We start from the raw sequence: 13027 nt of genomic DNA on the forward strand, positions 1-13027 counted from the left end.
AGTGGCTGGTGCAGCTCTTTAGCAGGCTGCGCCAGTGACACCCACTTTTCCCGACATTGCAGGCGATTCTGACGACCCATGACCCAAGCACTCATCGAGCTGAGCGACCTGACTTTTAGTTGGCCGGGCCATCCCGTGCTGCTGGACATCCCCGAATTCAGCCTGCAGGCCGGCGAAACCCTGTTTCTCAAAGGCCCCAGCGGCAGCGGCAAAACCACCTTGCTGGGTTTGCTGGGAGGCGTGCAAAAAGCCGACCACGGCTCAATCCGTTTACTGGGCCAGGAACTGAGTGAATTGGGTTCTGGCGCACGCGACCGTTTTCGCGTCGATCACACGGGTTACATCTTCCAGCAATTTAACTTGCTGCCGTTTTTGTCCGTGCGTGAAAACGTGGAACTGCCTTGCCACTTTTCCAAACTGCGGGCCAGCCGCGCCGCTCAGCGTCATGGCAGTGTCGGCAAGGCCGCGCACACCTTGCTCGCCCACTTGGGCCTTAAAGACCCGGCGTTGCTGGAGCGACGAGCCGACTCGCTGTCCATCGGCCAGCAACAACGGGTGGCCGCCGCCCGCGCACTGATCGGCCAACCGGCGCTGGTAATCGCTGACGAGCCCACCTCGGCCCTTGACGCCGATGCACGCGAAGCCTTCATTCAGTTGTTGTTCGCCGAATGCCGCGAAGCAGGCGCCAGCCTGTTGTTCGTCAGCCACGATCAAAGCCTGGCCCCGCTATTCGACCGCAACCTGTCGTTGTCTGAACTCAATCGTGCCGCCGCCCCGGCAGAGGTCTGAGATGTATTTGTTTCGTCTTGCGCTGGCCAGTCTGGCCAACCGCCGCTTTACCGCCCTGCTGACGGCGTTCGCGATTGCCTTGTCCGTGTGTTTGTTGCTGGCCGTGGAGCGGGTGCGTACCGAGGCCCGTGCCAGCTTTGCCAGCACCATCAGCGGCACCGACCTGATCGTCGGCGCCCGCTCAGGGTCGGTGAATTTGCTGCTGTATTCGGTGTTCCGCATTGGCAATGCCACCAACAACATTCGCTGGGACAGCTTTGAACACTTCGCCACTAACCCCAAGGTGAAATGGGCGATCCCCATGTCGCTGGGTGACTCCCACCGCGGCTACCGGGTCATGGGCACCAGCGAAGCCTATTTTGAGCACTATCAATACGGTCACCGGCAAAATCTGCGGTTGGCCGAGGGCCGCGCCTTTGCCTCCGACCCTTTTGAAGTGGTGCTTGGCGCCGAGGTCGCACAGGCGCTGCACTACAAACTGGGTGACAAACTGGTGCTGGCCCACGGTGTCGCAGCCGTGAGTCTGGTTAAGCACGACGACAAACCCTTCACAGTGGTCGGCATTCTCAAGCGCACGGGTACGCCAGTGGACCGCACGCTGCACATCAGCCTGGGCGGCATGGAGGCCATTCACATCGACTGGCACAACGGCGTGCCCGCTCGTGGCGCAGGTCGTGTGACGGCCGGCCAAGCCCGCAACATGGACCTCACGCCTCAGGCCATCACGGCTTTCATGCTAGGGCTGAACAGCAAGATTTCGACCTTTGCCTTGCAGCGTGAAATTAACGAATACCGGGGCGAACCGATGATGGCCATTTTGCCCGGCGTCGCCTTGCAAGAACTGTGGAGCCTGATGAGCACCGCTGAAAAAGCCTTGTTTGTGGTATCGCTGTTTGTGGTGCTAACTGGGTTGATCGGCATGCTGACCGCGATTTTGACCAGCCTCAATGAGCGACGCCGCGAAATGGCGATCCTGCGATCAGTTGGCGCCCGCCCGTGGCACATCGCTACCCTGCTGGTATTCGAAGCCTTGGCATTGGCGCTGAGCGGTGTAGTGGCAGGCGTGGCCCTGTTGTATGTGGGTATCGCGCTGGCGCAAGGTTACGTGCAATCGAACTACGGACTGTATTTACCGCTGGCTTGGCCGAGCGAATATGAATGGACCCTGCTGGCAGGTATTCTGGCCGCCGCCCTGTTAATGGGCTGCGTGCCCGCCTGGCGCGCTTACCGCCAATCGCTGGCCGATGGCCTGTCCATTCGCTTATGAGCCTGTGTATGAAAATGTCCGTCTTGCCACGCGTATTGCTGGCCCTGTTACTGATGGTTTCAACCCCTGTGTGGGCAGCCGAACCGAAGGAGTTGACGTGGTCGGAGATGATTCCGCCTGATGCAGCGCCCGAAGTGCCGGAGATGGCGCCGATGCATGACCTGTCGCAGTTGGGCAATCTTGACCCCGAGGCAGCGCCTGCGGCGGCGCAGAGCATGCCCAATGCGCCGGTAGTGCCTGCGCTGGACGGGCAAAACATTCGTCTGCCGGGGTACATCGTGCCCCTGGAGGTCAACGAAGAAGGCCGCACCACGGAGTTTTTGTTGGTGCCGTATTTCGGCGCCTGCATCCATGTCCCGCCGCCGCCCTCGAACCAGATCGTGCACGTGACCAGTAAAGTCGGGGTCAAGCTGGACGAGCTGTATCAGCCGTACTGGATCGAAGGCGCGTTGCAGGTCAAGCCGAGCAGCAGCGAGCTGGCCGATGCCGGGTATCAGATGGACGCACAGAAAATCTATGTGTACGAATTGCCAGAGTAATCGCCAGTCACGCCCGTCTCGGCTTCCGGGCCCAGTAATGGCAGGCCGCGACAGCGATTAAAGAGTGGTGGTTTGCGGGTTAGTTCACGAATTTTTCACAATTTTTCAGCCCATCGTCGTTTCATTGAGCTGGGTCAACAGAGTGGCTCGGAGCGCTCATTACCATTGGTTATATAAATTTTAAATATCCAATTGGAGCTCCCATGCACAAGTCTTTGCTCAGCGCAGCGGCACTTGCCCTTGCCGTCGTTGCCCCGTTTGCCCACGCGCACACTGAAGGCGACATTATCGTCCGTGCCGGTGCCATTACGGTTAACCCCAAAGCCGACAGCTCCAGCGTAAAAGTGGACCAGGGTCCGCTGGCGGGTACTGATCTGGGCGGCAAGGCAACCATGAGCAGCGACACCCAATTGGGTCTTAACTTTGCGTACATGGTCACCAACAACATCGGTATCGAGTTGCTGGCCGCGACCCCCTTCGAGCATGACGTGAAAATCAAAGGCACCGGCCTGGACGCGGCCAACGGCAAACTGGGTACCCTCAAGCACTTGCCACCGACCTTGAGCGTTGTGTACTACCCACTGGACTCCAAGTCTGCGTTCCAACCGTACGTGGGTGCCGGTATCAACTACACCTGGATTTATGACGAACACGTGGGCAGCCGCGCCAGCGCTGCGGGCTTCGATAACTTCAAAGCAAAAAACTCGTGGGGCATGGCCTGGCAAATCGGTGCTGACTACATGCTGACCGACAACATCATGATCAACGCCCAGGCGCGCTACATCGACATCGATACCCGCGCTACCGTAGAAAACAACGGCGTTGCGCCTGGCACTCGTGCCAAGGTCAACGTTGACGTGGATCCATGGGTTTACATGGTTGGCCTGGGTTACAAGTTCTAAGCAATCGCCGGACATAAAAAAGGCGCCTTTCGAGGCGCCTTTTTCATTTGCAGCGTGTATTAGCGACCCAACAAACGCGCCAGGCCTTCACTCATCGGCGTGGTCTCGCCCAGCTTGAAACGCTGTAACAGGCGGCTGTTATCAGCACGCGAATGCCGAATGTCACCGGAGCGCGCCGGGGCGTAGCTGATCGGTGGCAACTCGCCGACCACTTCGCTCAAAGCGGCCAACATTTGCTTGAGGGTCGTGGCTTTGTTCAGGCCCACGTTGACCGCGCCTTCTTCCACGTGTCCGGCTTCTACTGCCTGCACCAGAATCTTCACCAAATCGCCCACATACACAAAGTCGCGGGTTTGTTCACCATCGCCAAAGATGGTGATGGGCAGGCCTTTTTCAGCACGCTCACTGAAAATGCTGATCACCCCCGAGTACGGCGAAGACGGATCCTGACGCGGCCCGAAGATGTTGAAGAAGCGGAAAATCACCGGCTCCAGACCGTGCTGGCGACGGTAGAAGTCCAGATAGTATTCGCTCGACAGTTTGTCCGAAGCATACGGGGTGAGCGGCGCTTTAGCTGTGTCTTCAACAATTGACTCGCCTTCGCCGTTGTTGCCATAGACCGCTGCACTGGACGCAAAGACCACGCGTTTGACGCCCGCTTCGCGCATGGCTTCGCAGACGTTCAAGGTGCCGACAAAATTGCTCTGGTGAGTGCGTACGGGGTCATCCACCGATGCCTGCACCGACGCCACTGCCGCCAGGTGCACCACGGCACGGCAGCCGGCCATGGTTTTGGCGACCAACGCGGCATCAGCCACATCACCTTCGATCAGTTCAACCCTGGGGTTGTCCAGAGGCAGGTTGCTGCGCTTGCCGGTGGAAAGGTCATCCAGGATGCGCACTGCGTAGCCTTTGGCCAGCAATGCATCGACCAGATTGGAACCAATAAACCCGGCACCGCCGGTTACGAGAATGGGGGCATCAGCCATGACGATAAAACCTGTCCAGTAGGGCCGGGAGGCCAGCGCGCCAGGCGCGGGGCTTGATCCCGAAGGTATGCAGAATTTTTTTGCACGCCAGCACCGCATGCTGCGGTTCCTCGGCGGCATCGGGGCGCGCGGCGTGCGCTTGAGGCGTCGGCGCTTCAATGGCCAGCGGGTGCAGATTGCGCGCCTCGGTCAGAATGGCCTGCCCCAGTGCCAGCGGCGTGGTGGCCTCGTGACCGGCGTAGTGATAGGTGCCCCACAACGGCGCCGCACAGTCGAGTTGTTTGAGCACCGAGATAATCACCCGGGCTGCGTCATCGACCGGGGTGGGATTGCCGCGACGGTCATCGGCCATCAGCAATTCCCCCGGTTTTTCAGCCTGGGCCAGAAAGCGCCCCAACGCGCCATCCGGGCTGTCATCAAGCAGCCAGCCAAAACGCAGCAAGACGTGCTGCGGGCAAATCGCCCGCACCGTTTGCTCAATGCGCCATAAGGCCTGGCCGCGCAAGCCCAGCGGGACAGGCTCGTCTTTCTCGCTGTAAGCAGTGGCCCGGGAGCCATCGAACACGCGGTAGCTGGAAGGCTGTATTAGCGTGATGCCGTGGTGCTGGCACAGTTCGGCCAGACGCTCGACAGCGCGCTCCTGGGCAGTCAGGCGAGACTCGCTGACAGACTGCGCCTGAAACCAGTCGAAGTAGTAGGCAAGATTGATGACGGCGTCCGGTCGGGTGTCATCGAGCAGTTGGGTCAGACTCGCAGCATCCCAACCGTCTTGCGGCGGACGCGGGGCCAGGAAGTTGATGTCTTCCTCGGCACCCAGACGAATCAGCGCCTGCCCGAGAGCATTTCCGCCGCCCAATAACATAAGGCGCATTCGCATAGAGTGTGCAGGCTCAGTCTATTCAGAACGGTGATGTATACCAGAAAACCAACCGTACAAGCCGTTGGCCATGATCAAGACCCCCGCATTTTGCGGGTTTCTGTGCGTGTCGTCACTGACAAACTGCATCAGCGTCCTACACCGTTTATAGCGATGACGGTGGTTCATCGCTCAGTACCAACGTCGGTCGATGGGGCGCTGCCTGCGCTGCCTGAGACGGGGCAAGCGCGTTCAGGGGGGCAAGCAACGCCTGTGGATAGGTTTGCGCAAAGTGAACGTCCTCAGACTTATCCACAAGCTTTTTCAAGCGATCGTTAAAGGCGCGTGTGATGGTGCTTTGTGCACCGGACATGGTGCGAAATTGCGCCGTAACGGTCACGCCATCGAGGTTCATGCTATCGACCCCGAACACGGTCAGCGAACCTTGCAGGCTGAGGCTTAGCAGTGGGTCATCACTGATCTGGCGCCCCGCTTCGCGAATCAGGTCGGTGGCTTTGTCGATGTCCGTGGCGTAAGTGAATTGCACAGAAAAGAACGCATAGGCGAACTGACGGGAATGGTTGACCACGGCCTTGATCTGGCCGAAGGGCACCGAGTGCACGAAGCCGCGGCTGTCACGCAAACGCAAGGTGCGGATGGTCAGGCCTTCCACGGTGCCCGCGTGATTGGCATCGACCACAACCCAGTCACCGACCGAAATGGTGTCTTCAATAATGATGAACAGGCCGGTGATTACATCCTGAACCAATTGCTGTGAACCAAAACCGATCGCCAGACCGATCACCCCGGCTCCGGCCAGAAACGGCGCAACGTTTACCCCAAGATTGGCCATTGTGGTAATGGTGCAGACCACCACCAGAATCACTTTGATGGCATTGCGCATCAGCGGCAGGATGGTCTTGATTCGCGTGCTTGGCTCCCGCGTGCCCCGCCGGTTGGTGTTGGGCTGCAGGGCTTGTTGAATCGCTGTGTCCAGCACCACCCAGGTCAGCCACGTCACCAGCAGGATCAACAGGATATGCCCGAGGGAATCGCTAATGACCTTGCCGGTATTACTATCAGACGCAAACGCCAGCAGCGAGAAGCCCCAGATTTGCGCCAGCAGCTCAATGAATGTCACGGCCAGCGCGATACGCAACAGCGCGTACAGCACGGTCATCAAACGCTCCCGGTACGCACCGTTACGGCTGGCATGGGTACTGAACCAGTGATGCAAAATCGTGCTCAGGAACACGGTGCCGATCAACAGCCCGGAGGTCAGTAACGCGTTGCGTAACGCCTGCTCGCTGCCCTCACCCACGCCAATCAAATTAAGCATCGAAACCAGAAGCATCAGCAGGATCGGCCAGTACCAGAGCACAGAGAAAATACGCAACGACTCTTGAAGCGCTGGCTGCCCCAAGCGCTGCGCCAGCGCACGGTCGCGGATCAGGTGCGCCACTGGACGCCTCAGCTTGATGGCCAAAAAGGCAAAAATGAAACAGGCGATTAATCCCGTAACCACCGACAGGCAACTGGCAAGGTTGCCCCCGAGTTGTGGGGCGATTTGCGGACTGTTCATTGCATCGCTGAACGCAGCAAAAAAGCCGATCAGGAACAAGGGGCGCATCGAGTAGCGACGAATGATTTCCACGGCCCGTCGCTTGTGGCCGACATAAAACATGGCGCTCAGTGACAGCACCAGAGCCGCGCAAAAGACGCCGGCGCTGCTGGCATACGAAAGGCTCAGTGCCAGCGAACGGCCCATGGAATCCTGCAGAAAGCGGCTCGCGTACAGCGTGACCGGCAAGGCAATCAACGCCGGGATCAGATAAGCAACCATGTAGCGGGTTAGCGTCTGCAGGCGGGGACGATTCCTCAGGGGCCGGGTCGCGCTCACATGACGCGCCACCAGACGCCCGCCAACCATCGCGGCAGCAAAGACGCCTATCCACACCGCGGATAACCACAGGAAATCTCCTACCCCGCTCCAGGAGGGATGGGTCGAGGCCTGCTCCAGCAAGACACCGACCTCATCGGCCGCCCGCTCGGTGCGCAAGCGCCAGGTATCGAACACGTGCACGCTCAGCCCGAGCTGGCCTTGCATTTCATCCATGCCAGCACCCAAAGCGCCAAGCAATCCGCCGTCCACCAATACGGGCGGCTTGCCGTCGGTTTCCTCAGCTTTGATAACGGACGACAGCGTAGGGGCTGCCTGCGCGAATCCAATGCCTATGAGCAACAGGATGAAAAGCAAAAATACGGGTTTGAAATGAGACAAAACCGGGGTGACCTCCTGGACGTCTGTAGTCAACTGATCGATAGGGTTCAGCGAAGTTCGATTTCAGTTGCCTTGCTATTTTCTGGTTACAGCGTAGTCAATCACTTGGAAGACTTCGCACCTTCGCCAGAAAACCTTCTTACAGATCACTCAGAGAAACCCTTCGATAGCGTTTTACGCCGTCAACGCCGCGCCTAACGCGTCCAGCACTACGCTGACCTTGGCTTGGGATTGGCGGCGCTTGAGCCACAGCAAATGGATGGGCGATCCGTCCGTCGCCAGATGTGCCAATACTTGCACCAGTGTTCCCTGCGCCAGCGCGTCTTGCACCAACCAGGTCGGCAGCTGGGCGATGCCGTGTCCAGCCAGCACCGCAGCGGCTTGCCCCTCGCCATCACCAATAGCGATGTGCGCGGGCAATATCCGGCGCTCCCGACCACCGTGCGCCCCGGCGAACCACCATGGGTTGACGCTCCCGTCCGCGCGGCCATACATCACGCAATGGTGGTGCTGCAAATCCAGCTCAGTCCGAGGAACGCCTTGGCGGAGCAAATAATCGGGCGAGGCACAAAACACCAGGCGCTCGGTCCCCAGATAACGTCGGCCCAACGCTTGCGACAGCAGGTCCGGCCCGCCTATACGCACGACAATGTCGATGTCCTCTTCAACCGGGTCCACATAACGGTCCGAAAACGAAATATGCGGCTGCAGCAACCCATGTTCGCGCGCACAGCGCAAAATGGCCCCCAGCGCATGAAGGCGACCATAGGCGGCGGGCAAGTCGATGCGCACACGGCCCATGGGCTCGGTGCTGTGCGCATGCAGGGATAACTCCGCTTCCTCCAGCTCACCCAGCACATGGGTGCAGGTTCGGTAAAACCTCACACCTGCATCAGTCAGCGACAACGTGCGGGTGGTTCGAGTGAACAGTCGGGTGTCCAGCCGTGATTCCAGCCGGGCGATGGCTTTGCTAATGGCCGAACGCGTAAGGTTCAAACGCTCAGCAGCACCTGTAAAGCTACCGGTTTCAGCAACAGACACGAAAACGTCCAGCCCTTTTAACCGTTCTGAAGAAAACATCGCGCCTCGATATTGGGGAATTTAATTCATCTGATTGCGTAGTTTATAGCCGCAATCTGAATTTATTTCTCCAATAAGCTAACGCACTGTTTTTTTAGAGCGTCTCCCCATGCCCTCTTCACCTCAGGCCCATTCCACGGCCGCTCCTACAACGTCTTCACACACGGCAGTTCAAATCGCCATTATGGCCATTGCAGCCTTTGTGATTGTGACCACCGAGTTTCTGATCATCGGCCTCTTGCCTGCGTTGGCGCGGGACTTGAATGTCTCGGTTACGCTCGCAGGCCAGTTGGTGACGTTATTTGCCTTCACGGTGATGCTGTTCGGTCCAATTCTGACGGCGCGACTGGCCCATATTGACCGCAGGAAGTTGTTCACCTTTATCTTGCTGGTGTTTGCCGCGTCGAATGCGCTTGCAGCGGTGTCCGCCAATATCTGGATCTTGGCGATTGCGAGGTTTGTTCCTGCACTGCTTTTGCCCGTTTTCTGGGGCACGGCAAGTGAAACAGCCGGCCAACTCGCTGGCCCGGCTAATGCTGGGAAAGCGGTGGCGAACGTGTACATGGGTATTTCAGCAGCCCTTGTTTTCGGCATCCCGCTGGGCACGCTGGCGGCGGACGCCATTGGCTGGCGTGGCAGCTTCTGGATGTTGGCCGCCCTCTGCCTGTTAATCGCCGGGCTTATGCGCAGCTATATGCCAACTTTGCCCGGCGCGCCCCAGCGCAATCAGGGTGAAAAACAAACGCTCATTTTCAAAGACCCACGCTTTATCGCCCATGTCGCGCTGTCTGTCCTGACCTTCACAGCCATGTTCACGGCCTACACCTACCTCGCAGATACCCTCGAAAGTCTCGCGGGTATTTCGCCAGGTCATGTGGGTTGGTGGCTAATGGGCTTTGGCGCCGTCGGCATGCTTGGCAACCACATCGGTGGGCGCATGGTAGATCGCAGCCCACTGGGCTCAAGCGTGGTATTTCTCTGTCTGCTTGCGGCAGGCATGCTGGCTGCCACGCCATTGGCGGCACAACACACTGGCTTGATTGTCGCGCTGGCCGTGTGGGGCATTGCCTATACCGCACTGTTCCCGATTTGCCAGGTCCGGGTCATGCGGGCGGGGGCGAAAGCTCAGGCATTGGCCGCGACGATGAACATTTCAGCCGCCAATGCGGGTATCGGGTTAGGCGCAATCATCGGCGGCCTGGGGATTCGGCATTATGGGCTGGAGTCACTGGGAGTCATTTCAACGGGTATTGCTGGCGTCGCAATTGTGCTTGCTGTCCTGTTGATGCGACGTCGTTAAGCGCGGTTAAAAAGCTCATCCCTGAACGGCGGTGAGCTTTTTGAAAACTGATGTGCCTGGCAAGACCTGACAGAGCCATCGGGTTTACCACAGCGCGATATCGTAAGTAAGGTAAAGACGATTACTGTCCCTGCCTCTGGCAACATCAGAACGGTATACATAATTTCGAACTTTTAAGCCCACGCCTTTAAGTGGCCCGCTTTGTACAACATACGCCAGCTCTGCGTCGCGCTCATGTTCGTGCAACTGCGCAGATCCAGCCTTGCTATTTTTTCCACTCAAATAGCGACCCGATAGCGTCAAGCCCGGCATGCCCACCCTTGAAAAGTCATACCCATAACTGAGCATCCAAGTCTTTTCATCTTCATGAATGAACTTACCTATTCCGGCGTTGCTGAAGGAATAGACGGTCGCACCCGTGATGTACGGTAAATCGGCCTGGCCATTGAGTACTTGATAACCGGCGCTCACTCGATGGCCTGCGATTGAGTAGCTCAGCAGGCTACTGAGCAGGGTATTGTCAATTTCGCCTGCCTTCTGTGTACCGGCGCCGACACTACGGAAATAACGTAAATCGGTCGTTAATACGCCAGCTCCCCATGGCCGGTCGTGCTGAACTGAGGCGACATGCTGCCTGTAAAAGTTATCCAACTGCCCGTAGAAGTACCCCAAACGGGTATGTTCACTCAGTGTGTATTCGCCGCCTATGTATGAGAATGTTGAGCCTCGCCCCGTGAAACCGTTCGGTGTAATCGAACGGCTATCCGAGGAGTCCCTTAACTTGAATTGATTCAGGCGCCCCCCCGACAGTGTCAAATTATCGATGTCGGTGCTAGTGAACAGTGTTCCCTGATAAGACTGAGGTAAAAGGCGCGCATCGTTGTAGATCAATACCGGTGTCTTGGGCAATACAGATCCGTGTTGGACGGTGGACTGCGCAAAGCGGATTTTACCCGCGACTCCCAGGCTGGAGAATTCATCGGCGGCTTGTCCATCTGAATGCACTGCAAGCAAACCGGTGCCACTGCGCCCTCTGCCAGAGTCCAGCTTGAAACCTGCCAGACCTAATGCATCTATTCCAAATCCAATCGTGCCCGGCGTAAAACCGGACTTGAAGTCTACTAAAAAACCTTGAGCCCACTCTGTTCGCTCACTCTTCGCGTTTTTAACAGCGCGGGGGCTCAGTCCGTTCTCATCCCGGAAATTTTCGTTGAAGTAAATGTTTCGTAATTGAAGCTTCAAATGGCTCCCTTCAATAAACTCCGTAGCGTTTGAAGTAATTATCGGTAAAGCACTCAGGGACGTCGCAAGGACACCACGCAGTAAAATTTTTTTCATGGCACGACTCTTTTTTATTATTGGCGCTGCACTGGGTCTGCAACCCGAATGGGTTGTTAGGCGAAAAACATCAGACCCAAAGCGTCAACGCGCCCGTTAGAAGTGCGATAGCGGTCACAACGAGCGAAGTGAGAACCGCCCACTTGCACGCTGCTTTCTGAAAATCACCGATATGGCAGTCGAGCATGCCCATCAGCAGCAACGTAGAGGCGACCAGAGGGCTCATCAAATGAACGGGCTGGCCCAAAATTGAGGCCCGTGCAATTTCCAGGGGGCTAATGCCGTAGATAGCTGCCGCATTGGCAAGGATGGGGACAACGCCGAAGTAATACGCGTCATTGGACAGAACAAAGGTCAGCGGCATGCTGGTGATGGCCACAATAAGAGGAAACAGATGGCCCCAGTCGGGCGGGATCCACTCCACTAACGTTTGTGCCAAGGCATCAACCATCTTGGTGCCTGAGAAAATCCCCGCAAATATACCGGCACCCAATACCAGTACAACCACCGTCATGGCGTTGCCGGAGTGGGCGAGAAGGCGCTCTTTTTGTATATCCAGTTGTGGGTAATTGATCATTAATGCACACACAAACCCGATCAAAAACAGGATGGCAGAGTGCATCAGCCCCATTACCAAAGCAGTCATAACGGCGATGACCAGCATCAAGTTGATGTAGGCCAGCCGGGGGCGCTTATGCGGGGTATCGTTCAGGATGGCTTTGATGTAACAGTCGCTACCACCGCTTGGTAAAAGCACATTGCCAATACGTTTGCGTTCTCCCCGTCCCAATAGGAAGGCGGTGAATACAACCCAGAATGCACCACCGATCATGGTGGGCAATAACGGGATGAAATATTCCCCCGCATCAAGCCCCAGCGCCGCTATCGCTCGCGTGGCCGGGCCGCCCCACGGGGTCATACCGCTCATGATGCTCAGTGACAACATCGCAATGATGCCGAGGATCATGGGGTTCATACCAATACGCTTGTATAAGGGCAACATTGCAGCGCAGGTGATCATGTACGTGGTCGTGCCGTCCCCATCCAGCGCAACGGTCAATGACAACAGTGCAGTGCCCACAGCAATCTTCATCGGGTCACCATTAACCCGTTTCAGGATTTTGCGGATCAACGGGTCAAACAGGCCTGCATCAATCATCAGGCCAAAGAAAAGAATGGCAAATAACAACAATGCAGCCGAAGGCGCGACCATTTTCACGCCGTCCAGCATCATCTTTCCGGTTGTACCGCCGAAACCTCCAATCAGCGCAAATACAAGCGGAACCAGTGTCAAGGCAACTATCGGTGACAGGCGCTTGGTCATGATCAGGAACGTGAACACAACCACCATGGCCAACCCCAGGAAGGCGAGCATAGAGTATTCTCTTATTGTTATAGATGAAGTAATCGACGTCTAAGTACTAAGTGGCGTCTAAGGAATCTCCGAACAAGCCTTCAGTTATGCGAGAATCCCCGCAACACCTGATCCGAGCCGCCCATGAGCCAGATGAGCTTTTCCGACTTTGAGTACGCCGGCAAGCGCAAGCAAACCCGCCGAGAGCGCTTCCTCGCCGAAATGGATCAGGTGGTGCCCTGGGCAGGCCTGCTGGAGCTGATCGAACCGTTCTACCCCAAGGCCGGCGGCGGTAGAAAACCCTATCCTCTGGAAACCATGCTGCGCATCCA

12 protein-coding genes are annotated in these 13027 nt (G+C 57.4%); 6 read left to right on the top strand and 6 right to left on the bottom strand.

Going from position 1 to position 13027, the window contains the following annotated elements:
- Window positions 1-78 precede the first annotated feature (78 nt).
- The 4 genes from HBN61_RS20065 (at window position 79) to HBN61_RS20080 (ending at window position 3497) form a co-directional block, all read left to right on the top strand.
- Complete coding sequence (locus HBN61_RS20065) at window positions 79-789, top strand: ABC transporter ATP-binding protein (protein ID WP_170047733.1); 711 nt, start codon at window positions 79-81, stop codon at window positions 787-789.
- A 1-nt stretch (window position 790) separates the two neighbouring features.
- Entirely contained in the window at window positions 791-2056 is a 1266-nt protein-coding gene (locus HBN61_RS20070; RefSeq protein WP_170047735.1) for an ABC transporter permease, read from the top strand.
- Window positions 2057-2064: 8 nt separating this feature from the next.
- Complete coding sequence (locus HBN61_RS20075) at window positions 2065-2595, top strand: DUF3299 domain-containing protein (RefSeq protein WP_170047737.1); 531 nt, start codon at window positions 2065-2067, stop codon at window positions 2593-2595.
- A gap of 203 nt (window positions 2596-2798) precedes the next feature.
- A complete protein-coding gene (locus HBN61_RS20080; protein WP_170047738.1) occupies window positions 2799-3497 on the top strand; it encodes an OmpW/AlkL family protein in 699 nt (232 codons plus the stop codon).
- A gap of 59 nt (window positions 3498-3556) precedes the next feature.
- On the opposite strand, the gene pgnE is transcribed toward HBN61_RS20080, so the two are convergent.
- From pgnE to HBN61_RS20100, 4 genes are all read right to left on the bottom strand, one after another.
- Window positions 3557-4486: a UDP-N-acetylglucosamine epimerase PgnE gene (pgnE, locus tag HBN61_RS20085; RefSeq protein WP_170047740.1), complete on the bottom strand. Its 930-nt coding sequence runs from the start codon at window positions 4484-4486 to the stop codon at window positions 3557-3559.
- A complete protein-coding gene (locus tag HBN61_RS20090) occupies window positions 4479-5363 on the bottom strand; it encodes a sugar nucleotide-binding protein (RefSeq protein ID WP_170047742.1) in 885 nt (294 codons plus the stop codon). The genes pgnE and HBN61_RS20090 overlap by 8 nt, the downstream gene beginning before the upstream one ends.
- A gap of 145 nt (window positions 5364-5508) precedes the next feature.
- Window positions 5509-7623, bottom strand: coding sequence for a mechanosensitive ion channel family protein (locus tag HBN61_RS20095; protein ID WP_170047743.1), 2115 nt, complete (start codon window positions 7621-7623; stop codon window positions 5509-5511).
- A gap of 174 nt (window positions 7624-7797) precedes the next feature.
- Window positions 7798-8703 carry a LysR substrate-binding domain-containing protein gene (locus tag HBN61_RS20100; RefSeq protein ID WP_170047744.1) on the bottom strand — a complete coding sequence of 302 codons (906 nt, stop codon included), beginning with the start codon at window positions 8701-8703 and terminating at the stop codon, window positions 7798-7800.
- A 109-nt stretch (window positions 8704-8812) separates the two neighbouring features.
- Between HBN61_RS20100 and HBN61_RS20105 the strand changes: the two genes are divergently transcribed.
- Window positions 8813-10003: an MFS transporter gene (locus HBN61_RS20105; RefSeq protein ID WP_094992117.1), complete on the top strand. Its 1191-nt coding sequence runs from the start codon at window positions 8813-8815 to the stop codon at window positions 10001-10003.
- A gap of 84 nt (window positions 10004-10087) precedes the next feature.
- Here HBN61_RS20105 and HBN61_RS20110 read toward each other — a convergent pair whose 3' ends face one another.
- The gene (locus HBN61_RS20110) at window positions 10088-11341 is read right to left on the bottom strand and encodes an OprD family porin (protein WP_170047745.1); all 1254 of its coding nucleotides are present in this window, start codon (window positions 11339-11341) and stop codon (window positions 10088-10090) included.
- Between the two features lie 70 nt (window positions 11342-11411).
- Window positions 11412-12716, bottom strand: coding sequence for a CitMHS family transporter (locus HBN61_RS20115; RefSeq protein WP_170047746.1), 1305 nt, complete (start codon window positions 12714-12716; stop codon window positions 11412-11414).
- A 123-nt stretch (window positions 12717-12839) separates the two neighbouring features.
- Between HBN61_RS20115 and HBN61_RS20120 the strand changes: the two genes are divergently transcribed.
- Window positions 12840-13027, top strand: a 188-nt coding sequence (locus tag HBN61_RS20120; protein ID WP_524539063.1) for a transposase, incomplete at its 3' end; no start/stop codon positions are given.

It is taken from the genome of Pseudomonas sp. WS 5071, assembly GCF_012985765.1.
GTDB lineage: Bacteria > Pseudomonadota > Gammaproteobacteria > Pseudomonadales > Pseudomonadaceae > Aquipseudomonas > Aquipseudomonas lundensis_A.

Coding starts and splice junctions, on each gene's coding strand:
- HBN61_RS20065 (WP_170047733.1), top strand. CDS start 79: ATGACCCAAGCACTCATCGAGCTGAGCGACCTGACTTTTAGTTGGCCG.
- HBN61_RS20070 (WP_170047735.1), top strand. CDS start 791: ATGTATTTGTTTCGTCTTGCGCTGGCCAGTCTGGCCAACCGCCGCTTT.
- HBN61_RS20075 (WP_170047737.1), top strand. CDS start 2,065: ATGAAAATGTCCGTCTTGCCACGCGTATTGCTGGCCCTGTTACTGATG.
- HBN61_RS20080 (WP_170047738.1), top strand. CDS start 2,799: ATGCACAAGTCTTTGCTCAGCGCAGCGGCACTTGCCCTTGCCGTCGTT.
- pgnE (WP_170047740.1), bottom strand. CDS start 4,486: ATGGCTGATGCCCCCATTCTCGTAACCGGCGGTGCCGGGTTTATTGGT.
- HBN61_RS20090 (WP_170047742.1), bottom strand. CDS start 5,363: ATGCGAATGCGCCTTATGTTATTGGGCGGCGGAAATGCTCTCGGGCAG.
- HBN61_RS20100 (WP_170047744.1), bottom strand. CDS start 8,703: ATGTTTTCTTCAGAACGGTTAAAAGGGCTGGACGTTTTCGTGTCTGTT.
- HBN61_RS20105 (WP_094992117.1), top strand. CDS start 8,813: ATGCCCTCTTCACCTCAGGCCCATTCCACGGCCGCTCCTACAACGTCT.
- HBN61_RS20110 (WP_170047745.1), bottom strand. CDS start 11,341: ATGAAAAAAATTTTACTGCGTGGTGTCCTTGCGACGTCCCTGAGTGCT.
- HBN61_RS20115 (WP_170047746.1), bottom strand. CDS start 12,716: ATGCTCGCCTTCCTGGGGTTGGCCATGGTGGTTGTGTTCACGTTCCTG.